Annotated in this window: 22 protein-coding genes; 10 read left to right on the forward strand and 12 right to left on the reverse strand. The window is 50.6% G+C overall.

What is annotated here, in order from left to right; translation table 11 throughout:
- The first annotated feature begins 112 nt into the window (after window positions 1-112).
- The 3 genes from AC5JLP_RS29245 (at window position 113) to AC5JLP_RS29255 (ending at window position 5,073) form a co-directional block, all read left to right on the forward strand.
- Window positions 113-730, forward strand: coding sequence for a TMEM175 family protein (locus tag AC5JLP_RS29245; protein ID WP_496071375.1), 618 nt, complete (start codon window positions 113-115; stop codon window positions 728-730).
- A 97-nt stretch (window positions 731-827) separates the two neighbouring features.
- Complete coding sequence (locus AC5JLP_RS29250) at window positions 828-3,791, forward strand: UPF0182 family protein (RefSeq protein ID WP_496071376.1); 2,964 nt, start codon at window positions 828-830, stop codon at window positions 3,789-3,791.
- Between the two features lie 505 nt (window positions 3,792-4,296).
- Complete coding sequence (locus tag AC5JLP_RS29255) at window positions 4,297-5,073, forward strand: DUF8619 family protein (protein ID WP_496071377.1); 777 nt, start codon at window positions 4,297-4,299, stop codon at window positions 5,071-5,073.
- Between the two features lie 40 nt (window positions 5,074-5,113).
- On the opposite strand, the gene AC5JLP_RS29260 is transcribed toward AC5JLP_RS29255, so the two are convergent.
- Together AC5JLP_RS29260 and AC5JLP_RS29265 are read right to left on the reverse strand one after the other, a co-directional pair.
- Window positions 5,114-5,743 (reverse strand): precorrin-8X methylmutase, encoded by a 630-nt coding sequence (locus AC5JLP_RS29260; protein ID WP_496071378.1) that lies wholly within the window; start codon window positions 5,741-5,743, stop codon window positions 5,114-5,116.
- 141 nt (window positions 5,744-5,884) lie between these two features.
- Complete coding sequence (locus AC5JLP_RS29265; RefSeq protein ID WP_496071379.1) at window positions 5,885-6,739, reverse strand: TPM domain-containing protein; 855 nt, start codon at window positions 6,737-6,739, stop codon at window positions 5,885-5,887.
- Window positions 6,740-7,100: 361 nt separating this feature from the next.
- Here AC5JLP_RS29265 and AC5JLP_RS29270 point away from each other — a divergent pair, with 361 nt between their 5' ends.
- Window positions 7,101-8,264 carry a cysteine desulfurase family protein gene (locus tag AC5JLP_RS29270; RefSeq protein ID WP_496071380.1) on the forward strand — a complete coding sequence of 388 codons (1,164 nt, stop codon included), beginning with the start codon at window positions 7,101-7,103 and terminating at the stop codon, window positions 8,262-8,264.
- A 268-nt stretch (window positions 8,265-8,532) separates the two neighbouring features.
- On the opposite strand, the gene AC5JLP_RS29275 is transcribed toward AC5JLP_RS29270, so the two are convergent.
- The gene (locus AC5JLP_RS29275; RefSeq protein ID WP_496071381.1) at window positions 8,533-8,685 is read right to left on the reverse strand and encodes a hypothetical protein; all 153 of its coding nucleotides are present in this window, start codon (window positions 8,683-8,685) and stop codon (window positions 8,533-8,535) included.
- Window positions 8,686-8,953: 268 nt separating this feature from the next.
- Here AC5JLP_RS29275 and AC5JLP_RS29280 point away from each other — a divergent pair, with 268 nt between their 5' ends.
- Both AC5JLP_RS29280 and AC5JLP_RS29285 read left to right on the forward strand, forming a co-directional pair.
- Window positions 8,954-9,802: an alpha/beta fold hydrolase gene (locus tag AC5JLP_RS29280; RefSeq protein WP_496071382.1), complete on the forward strand. Its 849-nt coding sequence runs from the start codon at window positions 8,954-8,956 to the stop codon at window positions 9,800-9,802.
- A gap of 104 nt (window positions 9,803-9,906) precedes the next feature.
- Window positions 9,907-11,076 carry a serine/threonine protein kinase gene (locus AC5JLP_RS29285; RefSeq protein ID WP_496071383.1) on the forward strand — a complete coding sequence of 390 codons (1,170 nt, stop codon included), beginning with the start codon at window positions 9,907-9,909 and terminating at the stop codon, window positions 11,074-11,076.
- A gap of 156 nt (window positions 11,077-11,232) precedes the next feature.
- On the opposite strand, the gene AC5JLP_RS29290 is transcribed toward AC5JLP_RS29285, so the two are convergent.
- The 5 genes from AC5JLP_RS29290 to AC5JLP_RS29310 all read right to left on the reverse strand — a co-directional run bounded on the left by AC5JLP_RS29290 (window position 11,233) and on the right by AC5JLP_RS29310 (window position 17,613).
- A complete protein-coding gene (locus AC5JLP_RS29290; RefSeq protein ID WP_496071384.1) occupies window positions 11,233-11,697 on the reverse strand; it encodes a C6orf136 family protein in 465 nt (154 codons plus the stop codon).
- A gap of 155 nt (window positions 11,698-11,852) precedes the next feature.
- Window positions 11,853-12,983 (reverse strand): M23 family metallopeptidase, encoded by a 1,131-nt coding sequence (locus AC5JLP_RS29295; RefSeq protein WP_496071385.1) that lies wholly within the window; start codon window positions 12,981-12,983, stop codon window positions 11,853-11,855.
- A 74-nt stretch (window positions 12,984-13,057) separates the two neighbouring features.
- Window positions 13,058-15,109, reverse strand: coding sequence for a TolC family protein (locus AC5JLP_RS29300; RefSeq protein ID WP_496071386.1), 2,052 nt, complete (start codon window positions 15,107-15,109; stop codon window positions 13,058-13,060).
- A 137-nt stretch (window positions 15,110-15,246) separates the two neighbouring features.
- Window positions 15,247-15,597, reverse strand: coding sequence for a hypothetical protein (locus AC5JLP_RS29305; RefSeq protein ID WP_496071387.1), 351 nt, complete (start codon window positions 15,595-15,597; stop codon window positions 15,247-15,249).
- An 87-nt stretch (window positions 15,598-15,684) separates the two neighbouring features.
- Entirely contained in the window at window positions 15,685-17,613 is a 1,929-nt protein-coding gene (locus AC5JLP_RS29310) for an alpha-amylase family glycosyl hydrolase (RefSeq protein ID WP_496071388.1), read from the reverse strand.
- Window positions 17,614-17,971: 358 nt separating this feature from the next.
- Between AC5JLP_RS29310 and AC5JLP_RS29315 the strand changes: the two genes are divergently transcribed.
- Complete coding sequence (locus tag AC5JLP_RS29315; RefSeq protein WP_496071389.1) at window positions 17,972-19,195, forward strand: DUF790 family protein; 1,224 nt, start codon at window positions 17,972-17,974, stop codon at window positions 19,193-19,195.
- Between the two features lie 210 nt (window positions 19,196-19,405).
- Here AC5JLP_RS29315 and AC5JLP_RS29320 read toward each other — a convergent pair whose 3' ends face one another.
- From AC5JLP_RS29320 to AC5JLP_RS29330, 3 genes are all read right to left on the reverse strand, one after another.
- Complete coding sequence (locus tag AC5JLP_RS29320) at window positions 19,406-20,236, reverse strand: peptidoglycan-binding domain-containing protein (protein WP_496071390.1); 831 nt, start codon at window positions 20,234-20,236, stop codon at window positions 19,406-19,408.
- 595 nt (window positions 20,237-20,831) lie between these two features.
- The gene (locus tag AC5JLP_RS29325; RefSeq protein WP_496071391.1) at window positions 20,832-21,884 is read right to left on the reverse strand and encodes a S1C family serine protease; all 1,053 of its coding nucleotides are present in this window, start codon (window positions 21,882-21,884) and stop codon (window positions 20,832-20,834) included.
- A 194-nt stretch (window positions 21,885-22,078) separates the two neighbouring features.
- Window positions 22,079-23,131: a S1C family serine protease gene (locus AC5JLP_RS29330; RefSeq protein WP_496071392.1), complete on the reverse strand. Its 1,053-nt coding sequence runs from the start codon at window positions 23,129-23,131 to the stop codon at window positions 22,079-22,081.
- A gap of 5 nt (window positions 23,132-23,136) precedes the next feature.
- On the opposite strand from AC5JLP_RS29330, the gene AC5JLP_RS29335 reads away from it, so the two are divergent.
- Window positions 23,137-23,325 carry a hypothetical protein gene (locus AC5JLP_RS29335; protein ID WP_496071393.1) on the forward strand — a complete coding sequence of 63 codons (189 nt, stop codon included), beginning with the start codon at window positions 23,137-23,139 and terminating at the stop codon, window positions 23,323-23,325.
- 300 nt (window positions 23,326-23,625) lie between these two features.
- On the opposite strand, the gene AC5JLP_RS29340 is transcribed toward AC5JLP_RS29335, so the two are convergent.
- Complete coding sequence (locus AC5JLP_RS29340; protein ID WP_496071394.1) at window positions 23,626-24,756, reverse strand: S1C family serine protease; 1,131 nt, start codon at window positions 24,754-24,756, stop codon at window positions 23,626-23,628.
- A gap of 672 nt (window positions 24,757-25,428) precedes the next feature.
- Between AC5JLP_RS29340 and AC5JLP_RS29345 the strand changes: the two genes are divergently transcribed.
- Together AC5JLP_RS29345 and AC5JLP_RS29350 are read left to right on the forward strand one after the other, a co-directional pair.
- The gene (locus AC5JLP_RS29345; RefSeq protein WP_496071395.1) at window positions 25,429-25,917 is read left to right on the forward strand and encodes a methylmalonic aciduria and homocystinuria type D protein; all 489 of its coding nucleotides are present in this window, start codon (window positions 25,429-25,431) and stop codon (window positions 25,915-25,917) included.
- A gap of 301 nt (window positions 25,918-26,218) precedes the next feature.
- Window positions 26,219-26,470: a hypothetical protein gene (locus AC5JLP_RS29350; protein WP_496071396.1), complete on the forward strand. Its 252-nt coding sequence runs from the start codon at window positions 26,219-26,221 to the stop codon at window positions 26,468-26,470.
- The last annotated feature ends 72 nt before the right edge of the window (window positions 26,471-26,542 follow it).

The raw sequence follows: 26,542 nt of genomic DNA on the forward strand, positions 1-26,542 counted from the left end.
TAGCGGGCGATTGCTAATGCTAGGCCAGTATTCTGTCTAAACCGTTCTCGTAAGTGGTTGGATTGGTGGAGCGTCTTTGCTATCGATCGTAGGGGATGCGGTAATCTAAGAAATGTCCGAACCTGCGTTGATTCAGCAGAAAAGGAGCCTGGACAAAATGGATAAAGGTCGGTTAGAAGCGTTTAGCGATGGTGTCATTGCCATTCTCATCACCATCATGGTGCTGGAGCTAAAAGTGCCCCATGAAACTAATTTGGCTGCGCTAAAGCCGCTAGTGCCGATCTTTCTGAGCTATGTTCTGAGTTTTATTTATTTAGGTATCTATTGGAATAATCACCATCACCTGTTTCAGGCGGTACAGCAAGTGAAGGGCAAGGTTTTGTGGGCCAACTTGCATTTGCTCTTTTGGTTATCACTGATTCCCTTTGTGACTGGGTGGACTGGCGAGAACCACTTTGCTGCTTTGCCAGTAGCTCTTTATGGCATAGTGCTGCTCTTCTCAGCGATCGCATACTTTATTCTTAGCCGTATGCTCATTGCCACTCATGGTAAAGATTCCACGTTAGCAACTGCCATTGGGCAAGATTTTAAGGGTAAGGTGTCTGTGGTTATTTATGCCCTAGCCATTCTGCTTTCGTTTTTGAATCCGTGGGCTGCTTGCTTGTTGTATGTTTTGGTTGCAGTGATGTGGTTAATTCCTGACCGTCGCCTTGAGAACGCATTGACCTAGTGGTAGCAAGGGCGCAATCTAGTTTCGATAAGGACTAGACGGAATTGTTTAAAGGTTTTGTTAAAAAAGCACCTACCTCATTGACTAGTGAACGTCTGTGATCCAGAAACGGTTTCAACTGATTACGGGACTCCTGGGAGTAGGGCTGTGCTTCGATTTGCTCTCCCGTTTTGGGGCGGAAATACTCTGGTTCCAGGAAGTTAATTATCTTTCAGTGTTCCTGCTTAAGTGCCAGGTGCGAGCGATCGTGCTGGTCGTTGTGTCGGTTTGTACAGCAGTGTATTGGCTGGGAAATCTGGCTCTCGCTCAACGGTTGAAATATACTCATGTTTCTGATGCGGCGACCCAGGAGCAACCCCTTAATCATAATTCGCCAGCTTTTTTGCCGCCTTACAGCGTGAGGTTACAGCGTTCATTTGCCTTGCCCCTTCAAACTACCGTTGCTTTAAGTCTGCCGTTGCTGCTTTCCTTAGTCATTGCGCTGGGTCTGGTTGTGGGCATACTATTGCTGCACTACGGACAGCTTGCCTTAAGCTACTGGCAGTCAGGGCCGACACTCTCCACCACTGTTGCCTCTCACGTCAACCTAAGATTATTGGCCTCGATTGGCACGCAGTTGAGCGGTCATGTTTGGTGGCTTGGTGGGGTATTGGGTGTGACGATCGCCCTGCTTCTTAATCCTCGCGTTTGGTTAAGGGCGATCGCTCTGACGCTGAGCCTTTTGCTGGGTTGGTTGTTCTCTAAGCAATGGGCCGTCGTTTTGCAGTGGTTACATCCCACCACGTTCAACAAGGTCGATCCGTTATTTGGGCGGGATATTGCCTTTTACCTCTTTGCCTTACCCTTCTGGGAATTGCTGGAGCAATGGTTGTTTGGACTGTTCCTTTTTGGGTTTATTGCGATCGCGCTGACCTATTTGCTATCGGGTAATAGCCTCAGCCAGGGAAGTTTTCCGGGTTTTTCATCTGCTCAGCAACGGCATCTCTGTGGCACGGGTAGCGGACTCATGGCAGCGATTGCGTTGAGCTATTGGCTAGGGCGCTATGAACTACTCTACTCTCCGCGTGGCGTCTCCTTTGGGGCTAGCTATACCGATGTGGCGGTACAACTACCTTTCTACGTTGGGTTGAGCCTCTCGGCTTTAGCTATCGCAGGCTACCTTTTGTGGCAAACCGTGTTTTGGCAGCCGAAAGCACCACATCAGCAGTGGAGCCAACTAAGCTTAGGGCTGTTTGGTGTGCTGATCGTTGCCAGTCTAATCATGCCCGAAGTCGTACAGCATTTGGTTGTGCAACCCAACGAATTGGCGCGGGAACGACCCTTCATTGCACGCACGATTGCGTACACCCGACAGGCGTTTGATCTAGATGTGGTTGAGGCCAGCAACTTTAATCCCCAGGGGCAACTCACAGAAAAAGATATGGCGGCAAACGCGCTAACCATCCGCAACATTCGTTTGTGGGATCAGCGACCGTTGCTAGAAACCAATCGCCAATTGCAGCAGATTCGCCCCTACTACCGCTTTCCAAACGCTGACCTCGATCGCTACACCCTCCAAACCAATGTGCTACCGCGATCGCCTGCCACCCCTGCTGTGCCTACAGAGCAACGACAAGTGCTTATTGCAGCACGGGAGTTGGATTACAGTGCCGTACCTCAAGAAGCTCAAACCTGGGTAAACCGCCATTTGATTTACACCCACGGCTATGGGTTCACGCTCAGTCCCGTCAACACCGTTGCAGCAGGCGGCTTACCAGAATACTTTATCAAAGATATTACGGAAGGAGAGACAGGCGCACTCACGACTGCCAGCCCTGCTATTCGTGCCAGCATACCCATTGGGCAACCCCGTCTCTACTATGGCGAGATTGCTAACACCTATGTCATGACACGCACCTTAACGCGGGAGTTGGACTACCCCAATGGAAGTGATAATGCTTACCACGTTTACGAGGGGCAGGGTGGCATCAATATTGGCTCCTGGTGGCGGCGGGATTTGTTTGCCATCTACTTGCGAGATTGGCGAATCTTGTTCGCACGGGACTTTTTGCCAGAAACAAAGGTATTGTTTCGCCGCAATATTAACGATCGCATTCGAGCCATTGCACCGTTCCTTCATTACGACAGCGATCCATATCTGATAGCAGCCAAGGTACAGAACCCTGTAGAGAAAGATCAAAACTATCTTTATTGGATGGTGGATGCCTACACCACGAGCGATCGCTATCCCTACTCAGATTCGGGCATTGAAGGCATCAATTACATTCGTAATTCAGTCAAAGTGGTGATTGATGCCTATCACGGTTCGGTGGCGTTTTACGTCGCTGATCTCAGTGATCCCATGATTGCTACCTGGTCAAAGGTCTTTCCCAACCTCTTTCAACCGCTCACGGCAATGCCTGCTGGTTTACGAAGTCACCTTCGCTATCCGGTAGATTTCTTCAAACTGCAATCGGAGCGGTTGCTCGTTTATCACATGACCGATCCTCAGGTGTTTTACAACCGGGAAGACCAGTGGCAGATTCCGAATGAAGTGTATGGCGATGAGGCGCGTCCAGTTGAACCGTATTATTTGATCACTAACTTGCCTGCCGTACCGTTTGAAGAGTTTATTCTGCTGTTGCCCTACACCCCTCGGCAACGCACAAATCTTATTGCCTGGTTAGCGGCTCGATCGGACGGTGAGCACTACGGCAAATTGTTGCTTTATACCTTTCCCAAAGAGCGGTTGATTTACGGCCCAGAACAAATCGAAGCGCGCATCAACCAAGATCCTGTAATTTCTCAGCAAATTTCGCTCTGGAATCGTCAAGGTTCGCGCGCTGTTCAGGGTAACTTGCTCATTATTCCGATCGAACAATCGCTGCTCTACGTGGAACCCCTTTATTTAGAAGCGACTCAAAACAGCTTACCAACCCTGGTGCGAGTGATTGTCGCCTATGAGAATCGCATCGTGATGGCACCTACTTTAGAAGAAGCCCTTCAAGCCATCTTTAAACCCCAAGTTACTCCTGATGCCACCATTATTCGCCCAGTTGAAGCACCAACGTCTGGGCAGTAAAGCTACTGTCAACCACTTTAATCTGGAACAGAATCACTTTAAATTGGACAACTTGCTTTAATGAACGATGGACAACGAAAAATGATCAAAAAATTGCCTGACCCTAATAAGCCCCCAGGGTCAGGCAGTCTGCCTGTAAGGACGCGTTCCTAAACGCAAAAGCCAAATGAGCATAGTTGCCCCCTATAGCTCTTTAGCTTTTCCGACTGCGTTCCTCAGATCTATATCGATTCTGCTTCCTTCCCTTGCTAAAACCATCCGATAGAGTACTCAAGTTAAGATGAACATTCACCTGTCCTCTCCCACTTCGTATCCGTAGATCCACGCTTTTGGTGGATAAAAATCTTGCCGCCAGCCGTAGTTGCGGGGTTACAGTCATACTGCATGACGGGCATTGGTGAACATCACCTGCCATACTGAACGACTACCCAACAGTGGGTGGAATTTATGCGTCTAATGCTAGGCTCGTAGCAGTTCGTTTGCGATCGCGGCTCTTGGTCAAACTATGCTCATTCCACTTACCCGCAAGACCTTTGAAAATTTGGTGCCTGCGGTGGCTACGGGGCCGCAGTATGTTTACTGCTGGGGAAAATTTCCGGCGCTACTGCTGCGGCTCCTGGTTTCCATTGTAGGCGTGACGGTCATTTGGCTACTGGGTGGTTTTTTAGGTGATGGGTTTGGGTTTATTCGCTTCTTGTTGGGTATCATCACCGGGCTGTATTGGCTCTGGGGGCCTGTGTTCTGGGCAAGCCTCAAAAATATTGAATGCCGCAAGTTTCCCTATAGTGGGTTTTGGCAAGGTGAGGTTGTCGATGTGTACGTGACAGAAGAACTCATCGGCAAAGAGGAAACCGTGAACGAACACGGGGAACTGGTGATTGTAGAAAACCGTGAGCGACGGTTGAACCTGGTTGTGGGCGATGAATCGGGTTTCACCAGTCGGCTGCAAGTGCCCCTGAAGCGCAATTACCAGGCGATCGCGATTGGAGATGTGGCCGAAATGGTTGTCATGTCCAATCGAGGCGATCTGGGTCGCATTAGCAAAACGTCAGATGTATACATTCCCAACCACAATCTTTGGGTAAGCGACTATCCTTTGCTGTTGCATGAGGCGTTTGTGGATGTGAGCCGGAGGCTCAATGCACGCCATCACAACGATCGCGTTGAGCCAGAGCGGGGTAGACCCTCAAGAGACCGCTATGAAGCACCGGAACGAGGTGGCGCGATCGAACTCAGCCGTCGCCCTCGTCGATCGTCCCGTCGCCCTTCCGCTGATTGGTGATGCCGCGCTGCTAGTTTGTCATGGTTGTCAGCGGTTGCTCTTACATCACACCACCCTGTTCGCGTCCATATGCCTGCCATGCCAAATCCACCAGACCGTTGACGATCGCGGCAGCAACCACCGCACTCCCTTTCCGTCCTGCGATGCGAATATGGGGAATGACCGAATCGGCTAACCGCTCCTTGGCACTCTCAACGTCAACAAAACCTGAAGGCGTTGCCACAATCAGCGCAGGACGGATTTCTTCTGCTTCAATTAAATCCACCAAGGCAGTGAGTGCTGTTTGCGCCTGACCCACCACAAAAATGCCTTCGGGATAGCGTCGAGCGAGTGTTTCAATGCCCCAGGCGGCGCGGGTTTTCTCCTTCTGAGGACGGGTAAGCGCCTCCATACTGCAATACACAGGATTGGCAAAGGTATTCTGAATATTGGTGGTAATGCCAACTTGTACCATCGGCACATCCACCACGATCGTACTCCGGGCCGCTAGCGCCGCAGCACCAGACTGAAGTGCGGCATCGGAGAAGCGAATCAAAGACTTGTACTCAAAATCTGCCGTAGCATAGACGACGCGACGCACAATCTCATATTCAGCGGGTGAGAAGATGTGTTCACCGATCTCACGATCGATAATCGCCAGACTTTGAGCATCCGTTGCGTGCCATTCCATTGCGACCCTTTCCGAAAAATAGTTGCCCGTGGTAAACAGCCTACACGCGCTAGCCAGAAATGGCGATTATTTGCTTGCGATCGTGGCGGTTGCTGCCTCAAAGCCATGTTTAAGAGGCATCGACTAGACGCTACATTTAGATTACGCTTCAGAGGACGGGGTTCGGGTAAGCAGAGGCACCAGATAAGCTGCGACGGCACCCCCCGCAAAGCCCGCAAAGTTGCGGAAAAGCGGCAACCAGTCAGTCGTGCGGGTGATCACAGGCCCAATGCCAAAGGCGATGAAGAGAATACCCCATAGTGGCGAAAAGATCAGCGCCCATTGCCACGCTACAACTTGACCTTCTCTCCGAGGTTTGGCCGCAAAACCGCAGACCACACCACCAACCACAGACGTAATCAACGTCAGAACCCATTGCTCTGGCGGCAAACCAGGCACAACCTGACAGCCACCTTGACGCAAGCATGTTTTAATCGAGGACAGCGCTTCTAAAATTGACTGGTCTTCGCCGTGTTCCCGCACAAAAAACTGATTGCCAAAACGGGTTTGTAGCTCAATCCAAAAGGTGCGGGGCATCAGCGGGTAGAAATCATCGCCGACGCTGAAGTTGAGCAGGTTGCCACCGCGTGGATCGGCGACTAGCAGAACGCTGTGGTCATCCAGGCTCCAATAGTCTTTTACAGCAATACCTGGTGTGCGCTCAAACTGAGTTAACACGCGTAGCTTCCAACCAGTTTCTTGCTCAAAGTCTTCTAAATCTTTTGCGAGGGTAACTTCCTGCTTCTCTGTGAGCGCTTTCGCCAAATCGATGATGGGCGTTTGCACGTCTGGCAGGAGGTCTGGGTTGTTATAGGCATAGGCGACCGATCGCCCCAGGCCATTTGGCGGACTTAGCCAAAGGGTTAGAACGAAGAGAAATCCGACTGCGTAACGCACAAACGCTTTAAATGGAAGCTGTTGTGATCGCCCTGTAACAAAAGCATGAGGAGTGAGCATAGGAAATCTTGGCTTAGCCATAAAACGATAGCGATACACGGGCGTAATCTTTCTTTACACTCTTTAATCTTATTCTAATCTTAAGAAGCGGGGGGATCGCCGTCAATCACTTTGTGTATAAACGGAGGCTGCTGTTGAGGAGCGCGCGCGATCAGCGGCAGGCAAGCATAAGCATGAAAGAAATCAGAGCGTAAATCACCGCAGAGGCGTAGAGGACGCAGACGGTGATCTGTATTGCCTCTGGGTGTCGGTGGTTGATCGAGAGCCGTCCACTTATGCGATTCTCAGATGCAGCAGCAGGTGACCAACAATGCCTGACCGCTAAACTAGGAAGAATCGGTGTCTTTGCGAAACGCTTTCTATGGTACAACGTCCTATTTATCTGGATTGTCAGGCGACGACTCCTGTTGATGAGCGGGTGCTAACGGCAATGCTCCCTTACTTTACGGAGCACTTTGGTAATGCGGCGAGTGCTAGTCACCTGTATGGTTGGGAAGCAGCCGCCGCCGTGCAGCAGGCGAGGGAAACGTTAGCCGAGGCGATCGGTGCAGCGCCTGAAGAAATGATCTTTACCAGTGGTGCCACAGAGGCAAATAATCTGGCGATCAAAGGTGTTGCAGAGGCAAATCTTCACAAAGGTCGGCACATCGTCGCCGTTATCACTGAACATAGCGCCGTGCTTGACCCTTGCCGCTATTTGCAAACGCTTGGCTTTGATGTGACCATCTTGCCCGTAAAGCCGGATGGACTGCTGGCATTGGATACGCTGACACAAGCACTGCGACCAGACACGCTCTTGGTTTCGGTCATGGCTGCCAACAACGAAATTGGTGTGTTGCAACCGCTGGCGGCGATCGGTGCCTTGTGCCATGAGCGTCAGATTCTCTTTCACACGGATGCAGCGCAGGCGATCGGCAAAATTCCCCTGGATGTAGCCGCGATGCAGATTGATCTGATGTCGCTTACGGCTCACAAAGTGTATGGGCCTAAAGGGGTTGGCGCACTATACGTGCGGCGGCGAAATCCGAGGGCGCAACTGGCACCACAGCTACATGGTGGTGGGCATGAACGTGGGCTGCGATCGGGTACGTTGTATGTCCCGCAAATTGTTGGTATGGCGAAAGCGGTAGAGTTGGCGATCGCCGAAATGCCACAAGAAACCGAGCGGCTCACTCATCTGCGCGATCAACTCTGGCAGCAACTTAGTCAGGTAAGCGATATTTATCTCAACGGTCATGCCACCCAACGACTAGCTGGGAACTTGAATATTAGCGTTGCGGGTATCAATGGACAGGCACTCTTGCTGGGTCTTCAGCCTGTGGTAGCGGTTTCTTCTGGATCTGCCTGCTCATCAACGCACACGGCACCTTCTCACGTGCTGAAAGCGTTGGGGCATACGAACGAACTGGCTTATGCCTCCATTCGCTTTGGTTTGGGGCGCTTTAATACTAAACAGGAGATTGACCAGGTGGCAGAGTGTGCGATCGCAACGATTCGATCGCTACGGCAGGTGGCTAAAGTTTAAGGCAAAAGGCAGAAGGTAAAAGAAGTGGTTGGTTTTTAGTTGTTAGTTTTTAGAAGCAATCGGGGCAGTGGAGCGTCAAAAGCTGTAGCTTGCTTCCGTTTTGCGGTTGGCTGACCGTTGACCACTAATGGCTCAAAGAAAGGCAGAGGGCAGAACTGAAGGGCTTCGTACTGAAGAACGGCTACAAAAATGGGCATCATCTAAAGCGGTGATGCCCATTCTTAGAACTAATAAGGTTGCAAAAGCTGAAAAGACTGATATTGCTGCTTTAGCTCATGCCAACCGTGCGAGATTGATTGCGAACAGCATCGTCCGATACGCCAACTTCAGCGGCTATGCGGCTGAGGACGGACTGTTCACGATTTTTGATGGTGTGCTGGTGGCGATTGACGATCGCCCGTGCTTGATCTTGAGTAGACATGGTATTTCTCCTGCATGCATTATTTATTGTTCTTGACATCCAATATAACAGAAATTTCTGTATCTAAAGTTACAAAAATTGCTCTTAATCAAAATTTACTTTTTGGAGTGCGATCGCTTTTCACATGAGCACGCTCCAAAACCAACCAAACTAGCTCTACATCTTGTTCCAAAGCGCTTGTCACCATCATCATGCAATCATCTTCTGCTTGCTCTGTGATCCCATCAAACGGTAAGCTCAGGCAACCGAACGTGATGTAGAAAACATTGTGGCTACAGGTGACAACTGGATTGAGGTTGGCGACTTAACGTGGTTCTACCGTGAGGCAGTGCCGCTGGGCAAGACGACGCGATCGCCCGTGCTACTGCTGCATGGCCTTCCGTCCCAAAGCTATGGTTGGCGGGAACTTTTGCCCGTCCTGGCGAAGCAAGGCTTTCGTGCGATCGCCCCTGACTGGATTGGTTCTGGTTTTTCGGCGCAGCCTGATCGACGTGACTTTGCTTACACGCCAGCAGCCTACCTACAAGCGCTAGAAGCGTTTCTCAAAGCAATGGCACTGGAGCGCTTTTCCCTCGTCGTCCAGGGTTTTTTGGGGTCTGTTGGCTTGCAGTATGCACTTCGCCACCCAGACCAGATCGATCGTCTAGCCATTCTAAATACGCCACTGACGACTGCTGCCAGACTACCCTGGAAAATGCGGCAATTGGGGCTACCGTTGATTGGCGATATGATGACTCAAGATCCCTTGCTGGTAGATCGGACGCTTGAGGGGGGTGGCGGCTACCGTGTTGAGGATGATGATCTGGATGTTTACCGTCGTCCCTTTCTCAGAAGCTCTGATGCAGGACGTGCGCTGCTGGCAACCATTCAAAACCTTCAGCTAAGTCAGGTCACGGCAGAACTGGAAACTGGGTTCCAGCAATGGCAACATCCCACACTCATTGCCTGGGGAAGCCGTGATCCGTGGTTGTCCCTAGAGGTTGCTAAACAAGTGGCAGAGTCACTTCCCAATGCTGAATGGGTTGAACTGGAGGAAGTGGGACACTACCCTCAAGAAGACTGGCACGAGAAAGTCAGTGATGCGTTATTGCCGTTTCTCCGTCGCCAGTTGGTTTAACGGGCTACTGGTTGAACAGATTACTTTGATGCAAGACTGATACCCTATTGATGTTCCGCATTGTCCAGAGTTATAACCGAACCTGTAGGCATTGGTGGCAAACGATGGCTGGGCAAATATTGGGCGATCGCTACGAAGTAGAGCGTCAGATTGGTAAGCAAACTGGGCGCTGGACACTGCTAGCTCGTGACCTGGTGACTCAAGACCGCGTGGTCATCAAGATGCTTTTTCTCGATGAAACGGTGGAATGGGATGACCTGAAGCTGTTTGAGCGTGAGGTCGAAATCCTCAAGTCCCTCTCCCATCCAGCGATTCCACGCTATCTAGGCTTTTTTGAACACCAACTGCCCAACGACAAAGCCCTGGCCCTTATTCAAACCTACGTAGAAGGCAAGTCTCTGGAGCAATGCTTACAGGAACAGCGGCTGTTTTCGGAGGCAGAAACTAAACAGCTTGCCAAAGCCTTGCTGCATATTTTGGTCTACTTGCATGGGCAGCATCCGCCGATCGTGCATCGAGATATCAAACCCAGCAACATCTTGCTGGCAAACCGACAGGCCTATCTGGTCGATTTTGGATCAGTCAAGGCACTGACCAATAGTGGCGATACCGCCGCTTTCACGGTAGTTGGCACCTATGGCTATATGCCACCAGAACAATTTAGCGGACGGGCTACTCCGGCTTCTGACCTCTATAGTCTGGGCGCAACCCTCACAGCCATGCTTGCAGGTACTCACCCTTCTAGCCTGCCGCACAGAGGCATGAAAATCGATTTTGCCGCGATCGCCAATCTCAGCCTCGCCTACGTGGAATGGCTGGAGTGGTTAACCGATCCGAACCTGGAGCGTCGGGCAAAATCAGCCCAGGATGCACTGACCGCTTTAGACCAGGGCATTCTAAAAACAGAGGCGATCGCACCAGTAGCGAAACCTGCCGACACCAAGATTGCTTTGATGAAAGAGCCAACTAGCCTGGAAATTTTGCTGCCGTCTCTTCTGGGTCAAACCCATCTCCATATCGATCCGCAGCAGATTTCCTTTACCAGCAAACGCTTGGGTTTTCAGTCTGGCCGCCCTCAAACGGCACCCCGTAACCAAATAAATCGGCTAGAGTATCGTAAAGCTGGCAGTGAACATGGTGATGGTGATCCGCACCTTGCTGTCTGGGCAGGCACGCAAAAGTACGAACTGCGAGGAAATCCACCCCTGACTGTGCCAGAGCTAGACTGGCTAGCTTATGAGCTTTCGACGTGGTTAAAACTGCCGATTAGTTGAAAAATAGCGTCGTAATCGGCTATCAGCGGTCAGCTTTGAAACATGTCAATGGATTTATACCACTTCCCTTTCATTGAGCTGGTGCGGTCACTCAAAACTCAAAACTGGTATTAGAGGTTGGTTGTACAAAGCTGCCTTAAACTAACAGCTCAACCTCTAAACGTAGCGATCACCTCGTTGAACAAACTGCTTTAAAATTTCTCTAGGAGACCGATCCCAGGTATCGACGTGGGTGATGATTAGCCCATCCTGATTGAGGGTGTAGATGGAGTAGCCGTGAAAGAGGAGCTTTGCGTTCCAGGGCACTCGTAACGTGCCACGCACTGTCCAATCGGCACGAATCGTCTCCAGGTTTGCTTGCTGAACGCTGTGTAGATCGAAGTGCAGTTCTGTGAAAAAGAGCTGCCCATGAAACCGCAATGTCCAGAAGATAATGCGGTAGTTAAACTTGCCTTTAAAGTGATTGACGGGATCTCGAAAAGCAATCTCTCGACTGTAAATGTCGTAAGAAAGATCGCGTTCAAAGAGTGTGGGCAGATCGTGCTGGAGGGTTGCGATCGCCGTTTCAACCCGTTCCTGGTAATCACGCTCAGCCACGCTACGTTCTGTCACAGTCGTCATGCTCACCCAAAAACAGCTTATCTACGGTTGCGTTCTAGGGCGCGTCATCAATTAAAGCTCATAAACCTCGCGTATCAGCCTTATCCCGCCCGTCCTAACAAACAAGGCTAGGGGCTGAACTGCAAATCATGTGTATGAGCTATTGATGACAGCCCCTAGCTATCACCCTGCGTTTTGGGCTTGATGGCATCCGCACGGTTCAGTTGCTTTAATTCTTCGATTTGTACCGTGATGTCGCCTTTAGCACCCACATTGACCGCGCCCAACTTGTTATCCAGGCCAAATTCATCGCCAGGTTTTGCTTGAGCAAAATCGAAGGATTTAATTAATTGAGCCATCGCGTATTCTAACTGAGCGCCAGGGTCCATAGCGATCCAGCCTTCTGAGGTAAGCTGCCGAAACTCAAAGTGGAGGTGAGGGCCAGTTGACAGCCCGGTGCTACCGACACGACCAATCACCATTCCTTGCTTCACCATCTCACCAGGCTTCACAAAGATTTCAGAGAGGTGCCCGTAAAGGGTTTGCTGGGTGCCCTGGTTGTGGTCGATCGCGACCGCTAGCCCGTAGCCACCCAAAAAGTCCGCCAGCGCCACCTTTCCAGCATACGCTGCCAGTACAGGGGTTCCCATCGGTGCGCCTAAATCAGTCCCAGAGTGAAAGCGTTGCCCACCTTCGATCGGATGGGTACGCCAGCCAAAGAGAGAGGTAATAGGAGCTGGGATGGATAAGGGGAAAATGAGACGAATGTTGCCATTCCCCAGCAGGGCAGGTGGGCGTAAGGTGCGGTAGTAGAAATCCTTGACGGATGGCGTTGCACGACCAATCGTGACGCTATAGTCGCCGCCTGTAGACACTCCGCCAACGCTAAGGGGGGTAGATACAGAAGGCAAGGCAGGACGCTTTGCAACGTCACTACTGCGCTCAGTTGCCCCAATGCTGTAGCTAGTTGAGTCAATGTAGCGATCGTCCCCACTACTGCTAGAAGCTGAGGGAGCAAACTTGGGATTAGTATCCAACGGTGCTTGTACGGTTGGAAAAGATTCTGGTGCCGTTGGCGCGATCGGGGGGGCGACACTAGGAGACGCGTTCAGAGCGGGGTTGGGAGTATCTAGTCCTGGTGGTACGGTGCTTTCAGGCATTGCATCTAGTGCCTGGTCAGCAGCTTGTGCCCATACGGTGCCACCACTGAGAATTGTCACGGCGCTGACAACGCTGAAGCCTCGGCTAAGGAGCGATCGTCGGGACGCGTCAAAGAGAGAACGGGCAACAGGAACGGGCAAAATCATGGTGCGATCCTTAATATCTGACGAACCGAACGGGTAGGGTAGAGTGGCGCTTAAGCATCATCACGGTAGAAGCACTAAGGAGTTTGTGCAGGGGGCGTTTGTGCGGGAGACGTTGGGGTCGCGGGGGCAGGAGTTGTAGAAGCGGGTGGTGTAGACGGTGTCTCTGAAGGCGTTGGCGTGGTTGTACTGGGCGTGGTTGTACTGGGCGTGGTTGTACTGGGCACTGAAGGCGTTGCGGGCGCACTGCCTCCGGGAGCTACCAGACTCGGAAGGGTTGACCCCGTGGGAATGGGGAGATGGGTAACGGCACGCTGTAAGGTCGCCAGCGATCGATTGTAGCCAATAATCGCATTGACTCGATTTCCTTCTGCGGTGGTTAAAGCATTTTCTGCGTTGATGGTATCGGTTGATGTACCAACTCCAGCTCTAAAGCGCAACTGCGCCAAGCGAAGTGCTTCTCTGGCCTGGTCAAGCGCTTGCGTTGTGGTGCCAATGTTTTCAAAGTTGGACAGCAGATTGGCGTAGCCTTGCTCAACCGAAAACCGTACCTGATTACTCTGATCGGCAAAATTCTGTTCTGCGATCGCAATGTTGGCTTCTGCTTGCCGCGCGCGCGAAATGGATGCACCGCCATCAAAGACGTTCCATGTTGCACCTAACTGGAAGGCGTAGCCATCTCCAACGGGATTGTTATCGTCCAAAATATCAGACAATTGGTACTGTGCTTGCGCCGTGACCGTTGGACCTAGCCCTGCTAAAGCGGCTCGTCGTTGCTGCTGAGCTTGCTCACGCAATACAAGCTGCTGCTCTAGTTCTGCTCGGTTTTTGAGCGCCAGCACAATGCTTTCTTCCAACGATAGATTCCATTCCCCTGCAACCGCGACTGGATCAGCAGCGGCCAAGTCGATCGCAGGCGAAGCACTGAGGCGCTGAGCCAGTTGCCGACGATTGATCTGTCGTTGCGCAATAGCATTGGTCAAGTTTTGGCGTGAATTAGCGAGTTGCACCTGAGACTGCAAGACATCAAAGCGAGTTCCTAACCCTGCACGCTCTAAAGCGAGAGTATCGCGCAAACTTGCTTCATTATTACGGACTGTGGCTTGCTGAATCCGAACCGATTCATCGGCCTGCTGCAAGTTGTAATAATCGCCAGCAACATCGAGTCGTAGCTGCTCCTGATTGATTTCAACCTGAAGTTCATCGGAGCGCAATTGTCGCTCGGCTGCCCGAATATTTGCCGGACGTTGACCAGAGGTAAAGATGTCGTAACTCAACGTTGCAGAGGCGCTGAAGGCATTGCTGATCGCGCTTTCGCTACTACTGCTATTTCCCAGTAGCGAAGACAGTGCGTTGTTTTGGCTGCGGTTGCTGCTTGCAGACAATGAACGACTGAGGTTACTTTGAACCGTCAAGGTTGGATAGCTAGCGGCCTGCGCCTCACGTAGAGACGCTCTGCTGCGTTCTAATTGAAGACGTGAAACTTGAAGACTCCGGCTATTCCGCTGGGCAAGCTCGATCGCCTGCTGTAAGGTGATTGGCTGAATACCACGAAGCCTCACTTCGTCTGGCTTCGTTGGAAAGCTTAGTGGATTTGGGTCAGGGTTGAGGTAGTCTGGGGCTGCACCTGGTTTGGCTGGCCCTAAAGGGCGTGAAGGCCCTGGGTCAGGCGTTGATAAAGGTGGAGCGGCTGGACTAGTAGGATCGGGCGCTAGACTTGGCGTTGTGGTTGGCGTCGCTTGTCCAACGTTGATCTTAGGCGCATTAGTAGGTTTTTGATCAGCCGCTTTGATTGCACTGCGATCGAGTGGGGTTGCTTCTGCAAGGGGCTGCATCTCTTTAAGCCAGCTCTTTACTTTGCTGCGGTTGGTTTCACTCGTTGTGAGCGTAAGCGGCTCAGTTGGCACGATCTTAGACAGCACCGTTTTGGGCGTTGGCGTGCTGAGCGCTTTAAGATGAGCTGCTCCTAGCGATGTAACAGCCTCTTGCAGTGATGAGGGATGTGATTCATCTGGTCTAGCAGTGGATGAGGGTGGACTGGGAATTGTCTCCGATACGCCAGATGGCATATTACCGAAGGCAACTAAAACTCCTACACCGACAACAATGAAATGATGAGAAGGTTGCATACGTTTCTTGCTTGCAGTCGAGAAAACTTTTTTGATGGCACCCATCGAGGAGCAACCTTATGCAGAATAGCCGCTTACTCATGTGTTTGGCAAAGCCAATTCACTTTAGAAGTATATACTAAGGACGCTAACTAAATTTACAATAGGCAATTCAAACAACTACGTTCCTGTGCAACAACGCCTTTAAACAGCAGGATGTTTCCATTTATTCCACTTAAATAAGAATAAGCATTTGCACAGAATCGTCTCCAGCCTAAAGGAACACGTCTTGAAAACACTTCATCCGGTGGCATTACCTGACCGGGTGAAACGAGTATTGATAAGAAATTTTTATCTGCAATCCGTCCTCGTTCGTGATTGCAGGTTGTACACCATCCAATCTGCGGTTGAGCCAAATACACGTTGTGCGAGGTACAGCCATCAATCTGGCACATTCGTTTTACAGCTCTAAGGATTCGCTGGGAAATAACATCCCACTGTTCATCCATCCATTCACCCCCTTCAAGCTGGAATTTTATGACCATTTCTCTTATGTCTTTGCAATTGAGGTTTTAGCTTTATTGACATCTGGGTGATTAAGATTCAGGTCCAGAGGCCCAGATGTCTCGCCATTTTACGGTGCCTTCACTCGCAATAACCCAACGCCGAGCGACTAAATTTTCTCGTAACGGTGCCTGTCCTTCACGCCACATCACGTATTTATAAGTAATCATTTTGCCCACGCTTTCTTCAAAGGGAATTTCGCCGAACCAGGTGTTTGTGTTGATATATTCCAGTGGGTATGCCTTCGAGATATCCCAATTACCCAGTTCGGGGCAATCGCCAGTGATGACGATCGTCTCTCCTGGTTTGGTTTGCACGCCGTTGAGTTGCGCTCGCACAATGGTTTGACCTTTGATGCGATCGCCCACATGACTAATGACAATTACCCCACGAGACGGCAGTTCCAGGTCGTAAATCTTGCCATCGCTCACGTCAAACTTCTTACGGGTTAACACACAGGTATGTTCTCCATCCGGTAGCTCAGTATCAACAGATTTGACTGTGGTGGCTTCGCCTCGGTTCAATGCCACAAAACAAATGGAGTCGCGGTAGCGTCGGGCGTAGCAGTAAACATCGGCTTCCAGGTGCTTTTGCCAGTGTCCACCCATCGAAACGGCTGGATTGAGGCGACGTAGGCCAGAGAGTAGGCGGATGGAGCGGTAAATTTCAGTATCCGTATCCCACTGCGTCATCATGGGACGGTTGTAAGGATCATTGCCACCATCGGTATCGTCGTGGAGATACTGTTCCGTACCGTAGTAAATGCAGGGAATGCCGCGACTGGTCATAACAAGTGCAATGGCGGCCTTCAACATCTCTGGATCAGGGTTCAAGCTCTGAAAGCGGGGCATGTCATGATTATCAATAAAGGTCACCAATTCGTTTGCCCCAAAGTAGCGGTGATCCAGATCAAAAATTTCTTGAATCAGATGAAAGCCACCTTCGGCTCCCTGTGCTAGGGCAGCTCGAATCGCGGTGCAAAGGCCGAAGTCGAGTAAGGTCATCCCAGAGTGGTTGGCAAATTCGACGGAGCGATCGTCCGAAGGATGGCTATAAATCCACTCGCCAAAGGTGAACACATCGGGCCGATGTCCTTGAATATCGGCGTTAAACTCTTGCCAAAACCAGATCGGCATGTGTTTGACAGTATCAACGCGTAGAGCATCGACTCCACGATCGAGCCACTGCTTAATCGCCGCTTTAATGTAGCTACGGTAATCACTATTGTTTTCGTTAAAGGTGGCTAACCCTGCCAACTCTCGGTTTTGCACCTGCCATTCGTCTTCCCAATCTGTAATCTCGCCGTAGTGGTGATACCAGTTATTTTTGTCGTGATTAAAATCAGCAATTTTGACACCATCGTCATAAAGTTCGCCCTTTTTGCCGCTGAAATCGGGATTGCTGTGATTGCAAACAATATCGAGGACAAACTTCATATTGCGCTTGTGCAGTTCATGAATAAGGCGATCGAATGTGGTGTTTTTCTGCTCCTGGGTATTGTTTAAAGACGGATCTTCGCCTTTACCGATGTAACGAGGATTCAAGCGCTTAAAGTCCCGTGTCCAATAACCATGAATCGCGGCATTGTCTACAAATAGCGCTTCCACTTGTTCAAATAAGGGCGTTAACCAGAGAGCGGTGATACCCATATTTTTTAAGTAATTCAGTTTATCAATAACGCCTTGGAGGTCACCACCCCAATATTTACCCCAGTCTTCTCGATCGGGATCAAAAAGTTCTGGATTGGGTCCTTCACTATTATCAGGATCACCGTCATAGAACCGATCGACCACTGCAAAATAAATCGTTTCTTGGCGGAATTCGATCGCTCTTGTGTACAGAAACTCTAAATCAATTTCGCTATCTTGCCGGGGTTCTGTGACCAATGCTTCGACTTGTGCTTTGTGGTCATCAGTTTCGTATTGTGTACGAGATCTTTGAGCTGGAGAGCTTTCTACCATAGGAGGTTTGATAAGAAGAATGGGGTGAAATTAGCGTTTTGAACAGAGGCAGATGGTCAACTAATCATTAGAATAAAGGCTAATAGGACGTATGCGGTCGGCCCCTTCTCTTACATGCCTAAAGGGCTTTGAACCCCCAGAATTGGGGGCTGGAGGCTAGTTTTACGAGAATTGACGTAAGTCCTAGTTAAAAAACTTTATTGAGGGCATACCGTAATTAATGAAGAATGGCGAACGGCTATAGGTAGACTCCTATTAATCTTACTGTGTAGAATTTACGCGTTGTTTCCCCGTTTGGGTATCCCACTTTGGATAGTAGTTTGCAATTTTTCGTCAGTCTAAAGGTATAAAACCTGTCATGTTGCCAACTGACCTGCTCATGCATCGCTATAGCGGCGAGGAAATTGTGCCTAAACGAGTGGCGATTGCAGGTAAGCCACTGGCGATCGCAAACGACTTAATCAACCTTTTTCAAGCAGCTCAAAATAATCCCCGCAGTCTTCTCAATCAGCAACTGCAAGCGTTAGAGGGCGAAGGTATCGACTATCGCATGCAGCGTGGTTTAGCTCATTTGCTGACAAGTGACACCTTTAGTCGCTTTGAAACCATTAGCCCACTTGAGCCGTTGGCCTTACGTCAGCGCGTGTTTGCCCTGTCGGCGCAAAAAGCAGGCAGTATCCTGGCAACGCAGGCCACGCTGCATCAACTGGCAGAAAGCCTGAGTCAAGAGTTAGCGCGTGAGGTGTTGCCGTCACACATTCAAGCTGGGCTGTATGCCGATCTGAGTGAAAACCAAATTCTGACCCATTTTGCAGCGCCTACGGCAGAAGCCTTACTGCATCGCTACAATTTGGCACAAGTTCAGGGTGTGTTTTACCGTGCCAGTCACGTCACGCTCACAGCTCATCGTAATGATCCGGGTGAATACAAGCTCCTGTTCCGCTATCTCAAGCTGTTTCGCTTGATGACGTATATCGAAGGTGACGCGGAGCATGGGTTTACATTGACGATCGATGGCCCTACCAGCTTGTTCAAACCCAATACACGCTATGGCTTGCAACTGGCGATGCTGCTTCCGGCGTTGCTGCACGTGACCAAATGGAACTTAACTGCCATGCTGCAACAACGAGATGCCTATTCTGGTGAGCCGCGATCGGGGCGCTTTAGCCTGAACTCAGACTGTGGGTTGGTGACGCACTACCCACCCGGTAAGACGTATGACAGCATGTTGGAGGCTGGGTTTGTTGATCGCTGGTCAAAGGCTAAAACCGAATGGAGACTAGAACGCGAAGTCGATCTTATCCCCATTCCGGGTAGCGTGATGATTCCCGACTTTCGCCTAGTGCATCCCGATGGACGCACCTTTTTGCTGGAAATTGTTGGCTATTGGCGACCTGAATACTTGCGCAAAAAATTCTCCCAGGTGCGCCAATCAGGACGCGATGATCTCATTCTGGCAATCTCAGAACGGCTCAACCTGGAGAAAGCAGGTGTAAAGATGAGCGATATTCCTGCTCAGGTTGTTTGGTTTAAAGATCAACTCATGCCTAAAGGGGTTTTAGAACTGTTGGCTAACAGTTAGGCTGAGCTCATTAGACCCACCAGAAGGCTAGCTTGCTCAACTTGGCTAGACCTAAGTTCCCTCTTGTAGTGCGTATCAGCAAGTTCCATTTCATTAAAAAAAGCCTGACACGACCCGATTCGTTTGTGAAAGGGAAGAGCAGGCTTTGTAAAAGACAAGATGATTTAGCGATCGCTCGTACCACATGAACGCGTGATCGCCAAGGATCGATTAATTGAACGTGAGGTAGTCACGCGCGACCCAGCCGCCACTACCAAGTTGTACCCAGGTGCGTCCACCAGCGTACTGCTCTGCACCCGTCAGGCTAACGCGCTGACCATAGCCTCGGCTACCAACAACATAGCCAGCCGGAGCATTCCGCACCAGCAGTCCGCTTCCAGCATTGACATAGACCCCACCAGCTACAGGAAACGAGCCACCGTTGCCGCCACCACTGCCACCACCGCTGTAGCTTAGATATGAACTGGCAACCCAACCGCCACTGGAAAGCTGTGACCAATTGCGGCCAGCAGCATACTGTTGAGCACCTGTCAGACCCACTCTCGTACCATACCCACGACTACCAATGGCATAGCCAGCAGGCGCGTTGCGAACAATGAGTCCACTCGAAGCCGTGACATACGCACCACCAGAGACAGGAACCGATCCACCGTTACCTGTACCAGGCCCGTAAGGACCAAGATTTGCGACTAATCCAAGCGCTGGGAGAGTTGCTGGTCCTGCAACACCGTCAACTGCTAAGTTGTTGTTTGCTTGAAATGTCCTCAAAGCTGATAGAGTTTGGGGGCCAAAAATACCATCACGGCTCACGCCAAGCGCAGATTGCAGTGCGGCAACACCAGAGCCTCTTTGCCCATAGTAAATTGCGGCTTCGGCCTTATCCGTATGAGATAGTGTTGTCGCTATAACCCCTGCTGCAACGAGACCCATCGCTACAGATCCTGTCACTTTAAGGTCAACGTTTTCAAATGCAACAACCTCAGGGTCAGGAGTGGGATCTTCGTGGGCAACGGCGGCATGAATGAAGGCTAATGTTTCCATATGGCACCTGTGAGACAGTGTGTAGTGGACTAAATGAATGAAAACACATATAAGCGATCGGCAGAAGATTCTGCATTGCTTAAACATGTTTTAAGGAAGCTTCTGTAACTATTAGAAACGATCACAGTGCTGTAAGCAATGCTTCAAAACAAGTGCTTGTTACAGCGCTGAAACTTTCAAAACTGAATAAAAACAACCAAAAACGCACGATCGCTAACCGCACACATTGGTTGGTTCAATTCCATTAACCTAATCTGGGACAGAAGATATCCATAGAGATGTTTCTATTGAGATAATATCAGAGGACTCGGCGATAGTAAAGTCTAGAAAGCATAAGAAGAAAGATGATTAGAACAGGCTTAGGAGCGAAGCAAAGATTTGTTGATCGCCCTTGTTTTCTGACAGCATGAAGCGAGATGATATACAGTCAGATGCGCCAGCTATGTGCTTTTGAATCAATTGCTTGAGGTGCATTCTGTCGACTTTATAGCGGCACGATCGAGCAATCTTTAGCGCATTAATCATCACAAAGGGTGAGGAACGTAGCCTCCTCGTCCGCTAGAACAGGCAAGATTGTGCGGATCTGGGTGGACGCTCAGAACCCAACCCGAAGGTCTTGCTGCTGTTGGTTGCGGCTAATGGTAAACACAGCGCTAGTGGGACGGCGCTTCAAGAATGCCTGTAAGTCTTCAAAGCGATTGAGCTGCTGTCCATTCACCGCTAGGAGTCGATCGCCTGCGCTCAGCCCTGCATTCTCGGCTGGGGACTGTGGTTCAACCAGTTGAATCACCAGTGACTCGCTATTTACGATTGCCCCTAACCGCGCACCGTCAAGCAGTACAGGTGGCTGATGGACCTCCGCTGGAAGCTCGGATGGCGTTTTTAAGTCTGCTGGTTGCTGAGGCACCTCCTCAAGGGGCGATGTTAAGGATCGCCCAGCAATGGCGTCAGCTTTCGCTTGATTCTGCTCAAGGAAGCGTTGAGCGATCGTGGCGGTCGTAGCAAACCCGATGCCCACATTCTCGCCAGACTCGGATAGCCAGATGGCCTTATTCACACCAATCATGTCGCCCTGAGTATTGAGCAACGGGCCGCCTGAATTTCCAGGATGCAGCAGGATTGAAGACTCCAGATCACCATTCTCGCGGGTGCCTGTGAGTGTGCCCAGGGTGATGATGCCTGTACGCCCAAAGGGACTGCCGATCGCGCAGACTTTTTGCCCTTCCTGAACGGTATTGGACGTTGCCAGGTGGATAACAGGCAGCGTCTCCTTTGTGTAAAGCTGCACCAGTGCCAAATCGTGGACTGGATCGCTGACGACAACTTGCCCTGTGTACAAACTTCCATTCCAACCCCTTGCTCTGACCTGTCCGCTGCTAGAGGCTTCGATGACGTGATGGTTGGTTAGCACCAAGCCGTTAGACTTGATGATGCTACCAGACCCAAACTCGCTGCCAGCGTAAAGCGTGATTACGGACGATCGCGCTGCTTGACAAGCACTGGCACTGGTTCGTTCAAAATGTCCTGGTTTTACTTGGGGCGTGCCTGGTAGAGATAGGGGAAGGGTTTGAAGCGATGGAATGAACGATGCAAGGGTATGCGCTGACAACAGTAGAATCCCTGCCCACAACCAGCGGTTGAGTCTCATGGAATGATGGTCACAATAGCCGAATTCAAGAGCTTGAGCAGCGTTGTCTACTTGCTGTAGAAGACATCAGCTATCCCAATTCTAATTGGCTGAGACGGATCTGTATGCTACCTCGAAAAACTGTATGGCTCAGTCAAATAGTCGTTATGTACGGAACGATCGCCACAATCTCCACAGACGACTCAGCAATGTGGCTAAAAATTCACCTGAATGTTGGTAACCTGCTGGTGACGATCGAGGGTCAAAACAGCTGTGCTTGGCTGCTGGCTGAGGAACGCTTCTAGCTGCTGCTGTCCGCTCACACGGTTACCATTAATCGCAATCAGGCGATCGCCCTGTTGCAGACCACCTAACGCCGCCGGAGAGTTGGGCTCAACTTGCTGCACGGTCATACCTTGATCGCCAAAGCTGGCTCCTAGCCTGCTAGCAAGGGCGACCTGTGCTTGTATAGGCTGCTGTGGCGATAAAGCTTGAGGTGAGAAGACTACTGACGCTTGGAGTGATGCTGGCATAGGGGCTTTGATGGGTTGTACGCCTATCGAGCTGGTAGTGGTGCGGCGATTTTGATTGATAAACGCTTGGGCGACCTGAGCGCTTGTGGCATAGCTAATACCTGTATTTTGTCCACTACTGGACAACCAAATCGCTTTATTCACGCCCACTAATACTCCCTGAGCATTCAGCAAAGGTCCGCCTGAATTGCCATAGGTAAGACGTACTGCCGACTGTAAATCACCATTTGCCAGCATGTTTTGGAAAGTGCCCTGGCTCAAAACGCCTGTACGTCCAGCAGGGCTCCCGATCGCGCAGACTTTCTGCCCAGTTTGAAGGCTAGCATCACTGGCTAATGCGACTGTTTGCAACGTTTCGTTGACTGGAATTTGGACAAGGGCGAGATCGTTCCGTGCGTCGCTGGCGATCGCCCGTCCAATGTAGCGATTGCCATTGGCTAGCTTGACGTAAATCTTGACTTTGTTGGGGCTGCGGATAGCTTCTTTGACAACATGCTGCGCCGTTAAAATTGTGCCATCAGTATTCAGAATACTGCCAGTGCCAATTTCAGTTCCTGAATAGAGCGTGACGACAGCATTGGCTGCTTGTTGACAATTGCGATATGCATCAGAGGCTTTTGGTAAGTTGCTCGTAGGTGCCTGAGCCACTGTTTTAGCGATGGGCACAATGGCAATTGCCTGATTACCCAACAGCACACAAGATGCAGAAAAAAGCAGCAAAGACTTGAATTTCATGATGAGTGAGTCACGAATGGAGAGACGCAGACTATACGGTTACCGTAGCGTTCCAACCTGAATGGTCGATCGCTCAAACGGCAAGATTACTTAACTGGAAAAACTTAACTAAAGAACCTGCTGTGGTAGATACGGTTTTAGCGGCGATCGCTTGCAGCCATTTTCAGTTGCATTCACCACACCCGACACCCTAAACCCTCATACCCGCCCTCAAAAGGCTGTGGCTTAGCAAAGCACTAACCGACCGCTGACACATTGACCACACCCTGACATCTCAATGGTCAGTTTATTTCGCCTGGAACTGACAATTTACACAGTTTGTGATTCAGAAATTCAAGTTATACCGATTTAAAGAATGATGGCTACAGATCAATCGGTGGGTAGGGGCAAGGCATTGCCTTGCCCCTACAGGATGTGTCGCATTTTCAATTCAAATTGGTATTAAATGCTGAGTCATAGCAGGCAAGACGCACCGTTTCTAACGGAGGTTCCAACTAAAAACGAACTTGCACACTGGTGCGTTGCCGGCCACGCGCGATCGTAAACAGCGCAGTATCCGGTTGGCGATTGAGAAATGACTGTAAGGCTGTGAAGCCCGTGATGCGGTTGCCATTCACTGCAAGCAAGCGATCGCCTGCACGAAAGCCACCAGTAGCTGCCACAGAACCCGCTTGCACTTGTTGCACCACTAGATTTCGGATGTCGATCGTCATGCCCAACCGTCTACCAGCTTCTGTCCGCAGCGTTTGCGGTGTAGTGGTTACACGTCCAGGTGAGGGGGTGGGGGGCGAAACTGGAGCGCTGGGAGCTACCCATGTCCATTCCGGCTCAGACGGAGTGGCGATCGAGGGTTGAACGTCTGGTACTACAGGGGACGCTTCCATTGGCGCTGTTTCTATCGGAACACTGTTGGGAGCATTCGCCACCGTGGGAGTATTGGTTACGAATGAAGAACCCAGCAGCTTTCTTACCGCCTGCACGCTAGTCGCAAAGCTAATGCCCGTATTTTTGCCGGATGGCGACTCCAAAATAGCTTTATTGACACCAATCAGCTCACCCTGAGGATTGAGCAGCGGGCCGCCTGAGTTGCCGGGATAGAGGCGGATATTGGCCTGCAAGTCGCCGTTCTCCCGTAGCATGCTAAGCGTGCCTTCGCTCAACACACCAGGGCGACCATAGGGGCTACCGATCGCGCAGACGGGTTGTCCAATTTGAATCGCACTTGCCAATGGCACAGCAGGAAAGGTCGTTTGGGTCTCTAGTTGCAGCAATGCCAGATCATTGCGGGTATCAATCTTGATAACGCGTCCCTGGTACTGCTGACCATTTGCTGTTGCAGCTACGATCGGCTGATTTCCCCGCTCTCGAATGACGTGATTGCTTGTAATCACCAGCCCATCTGGGCTAACGATGCTACCAGAACCCGTTTCGTTACCCGCATAAACGGTGACGACGGCAGCACTTTGAGTTTGACAAGCTTGATAGTTGGTTTGAGATGCATCGGCATCAATGAGGCGGGTTGCCGTGGTCAAGCGATCGAGCGCTCGAAGCGGGGCCGCCAGCGATGTGGTGATGCCGACCAGCCAGACAGAGAACGCGAGTAGAAGCAGGTACTTAAATTTCATAGCTTGAAGGGGATGAAGTCTCAAGGAGAGTACATTTCGGCACGCGAATCGGTGCCTTGGCTGTTGCAAGACAACTAGAGCGATACGCCCTTTACGTCAAAAAATCACATCAAAATTTAGAAATTAGAGATACTGACAGGCACCGACTCTCGGAACGTTAAAGGTGCATCCGTGGGGATAGCATCAGGTTTCACCGGGGTTAAATTAGTTTCCGGACTATTTCAAAATCTGCTTACGTGATCGATTGCAAAATTCGCTTTCGCGATCGTGTAACGCCTCCTTGTGCCAAATGACCTGTTCGCTCAGTGCTACAGGCTTTTCTGGCTCTGCTTTCTACCATTCCCAAAACTGTGGCTACAGATGCAACAAACCCAACGGCAAGCCGCTGAAGCCTCTGTATGTAGCACACCTCAAAGCGGAAGCCGGCTTACAGCGTTGACTAAAGCCAAAGAGCTATTTTGTAGAACTAGTAGTAAGAGTGAGATCTCAAGAGCGAGGTTAGGAAGCAACCTGAAGTTACAGCTATCGTAGAAAGTTTTGTCTTCGATCGCCTTGAGATAAATGTCTGTATTGAATCAGGACAAACGTAGTAGTAGCAGGTAGTACTAAAGTCACTGCTTGAAGGGTACAGTCTGCTGCATAGAATGAGAAAAGCGATCGTCCGGAGTCTGTGTGAGCGGAGCCATCAAAGACCAAGCACGAACTCAATATTCCATCCACCCACCCAGCCAGTTTGTTTGCAACCAACGGAATAAACTACTGCCTGATTGGTTGTTTCCGGTACGATCAATGCTCATTGTGCTCCAACCGTGCGAGTGTGATTTGCACGAGCGATCGCTATTGGCAGAAAGGCAGAAACGGAAACTGCGGCGGCAATTTCTGAAGTTTGGCTATGCGATCGTCGCTCAAATCAAGCACAGGGGATATGCTGCTGCGCTGTTCGATCCACGGACTGGTTTACCACTGCTAACGCGTCCTGGAGCCTTGCGGCTAGATGACGTCGCAGTTGTGCAAGCGGCGCTGGGCTATCAAGTCGCCAATAGCCACGGCTGTTCGATGATTCTTCACCCCATCTGGGGCAGAGCTGTCTATCCCTCAACATTGGTTTCATCCGCAGAACCAGCCGTCGTGGAACAGATTTTGCGCACGATGAAGGACTGATCGCAAGCAGCTAACAGTGGTCGATCGTGAGGTTTCGCTAAACTGACCACTCACATGTAGCCAACCCTAACGCTTGACGCTATGGTTAGGTTGCCAATTCGTGCCGTGCGCAACATTCATCTGAACTTGGGCACCCTAACACTAAACATCGTGTTTCATGACGGTGTGAAATGGCTTAGAGCGCTGTTCAGGATCGATCGCCATCTCTATAATCAGGGAGTGCCAACACTCCAATGCTTCACGCCTGCGTCACTCGCCCAGCATCCCGGTTTTTTGATCCTTGGTTTTTGGAGCCAGCACTATGAATCAGCGTCAGCAAAACCTGCGTTATGCAGCAGCTAGAGCCTTTATAGAGTCGCTCGATCAGTTGCAAGAGACACTTCAACCATCTGAAGCTCAACCCTTAGCGCCTATCGCTCCTGAGAAAGACAACTACAAAAGTGCAAAGATATCTCCCTCCGACCCCTTTGACTTAAGTAGCTTTGAGCAAGCAGTGGCGGATATTGAGGAATTTATTCAAAAGCGACAGCAGGGCGGAGAGGTCGGGAAGTAGGAGGTAGAAGGCAAGGGGCAGAAGGTAGAGGGCAAAGAAAAGGTAAAGGGCAAAAGGTATGAGCTGACCGCT

The sequence above is a fragment of the Stenomitos rutilans genome (assembly GCF_059505485.1).

Bases quoted from the DNA above. Each gene is read 5' to 3' on its own strand.
- AC5JLP_RS29285 (WP_496071383.1), top strand. From the start codon at position 9,907: ATGGCTGGGCAAATATTGGGCGATCGCTACGAAGTAGAGCGTCAGATT.
- AC5JLP_RS29350 (WP_496071396.1), top strand. From the start codon at position 26,219: ATGAATCAGCGTCAGCAAAACCTGCGTTATGCAGCAGCTAGAGCCTTT.
- AC5JLP_RS29255 (WP_496071377.1), top strand. From the start codon at position 4,297: ATGCTCATTCCACTTACCCGCAAGACCTTTGAAAATTTGGTGCCTGCG.
- AC5JLP_RS29300 (WP_496071386.1), bottom strand. From the start codon at position 15,109: ATGCAACCTTCTCATCATTTCATTGTTGTCGGTGTAGGAGTTTTAGTT.
- AC5JLP_RS29275 (WP_496071381.1), bottom strand. From the start codon at position 8,685: ATGTCTACTCAAGATCAAGCACGGGCGATCGTCAATCGCCACCAGCAC.
- AC5JLP_RS29315 (WP_496071389.1), top strand. From the start codon at position 17,972: ATGTTGCCAACTGACCTGCTCATGCATCGCTATAGCGGCGAGGAAATT.
- AC5JLP_RS29260 (WP_496071378.1), bottom strand. From the start codon at position 5,743: ATGGAATGGCACGCAACGGATGCTCAAAGTCTGGCGATTATCGATCGT.
- AC5JLP_RS29305 (WP_496071387.1), bottom strand. From the start codon at position 15,597: ATGGATGAACAGTGGGATGTTATTTCCCAGCGAATCCTTAGAGCTGTA.
- AC5JLP_RS29295 (WP_496071385.1), bottom strand. From the start codon at position 12,983: ATGATTTTGCCCGTTCCTGTTGCCCGTTCTCTCTTTGACGCGTCCCGA.
- AC5JLP_RS29290 (WP_496071384.1), bottom strand. From the start codon at position 11,697: ATGACGACTGTGACAGAACGTAGCGTGGCTGAGCGTGATTACCAGGAA.
- AC5JLP_RS29330 (WP_496071392.1), bottom strand. From the start codon at position 23,131: ATGAAATTCAAGTCTTTGCTGCTTTTTTCTGCATCTTGTGTGCTGTTG.
- AC5JLP_RS29310 (WP_496071388.1), bottom strand. From the start codon at position 17,613: ATGGTAGAAAGCTCTCCAGCTCAAAGATCTCGTACACAATACGAAACT.
- AC5JLP_RS29270 (WP_496071380.1), top strand. From the start codon at position 7,101: ATGGTACAACGTCCTATTTATCTGGATTGTCAGGCGACGACTCCTGTT.
- AC5JLP_RS29325 (WP_496071391.1), bottom strand. From the start codon at position 21,884: ATGAGACTCAACCGCTGGTTGTGGGCAGGGATTCTACTGTTGTCAGCG.
- AC5JLP_RS29340 (WP_496071394.1), bottom strand. From the start codon at position 24,756: ATGAAATTTAAGTACCTGCTTCTACTCGCGTTCTCTGTCTGGCTGGTC.
- AC5JLP_RS29265 (WP_496071379.1), bottom strand. From the start codon at position 6,739: ATGCTCACTCCTCATGCTTTTGTTACAGGGCGATCACAACAGCTTCCA.
- AC5JLP_RS29320 (WP_496071390.1), bottom strand. From the start codon at position 20,236: ATGGAAACATTAGCCTTCATTCATGCCGCCGTTGCCCACGAAGATCCC.
- AC5JLP_RS29245 (WP_496071375.1), top strand. From the start codon at position 113: ATGTCCGAACCTGCGTTGATTCAGCAGAAAAGGAGCCTGGACAAAATG.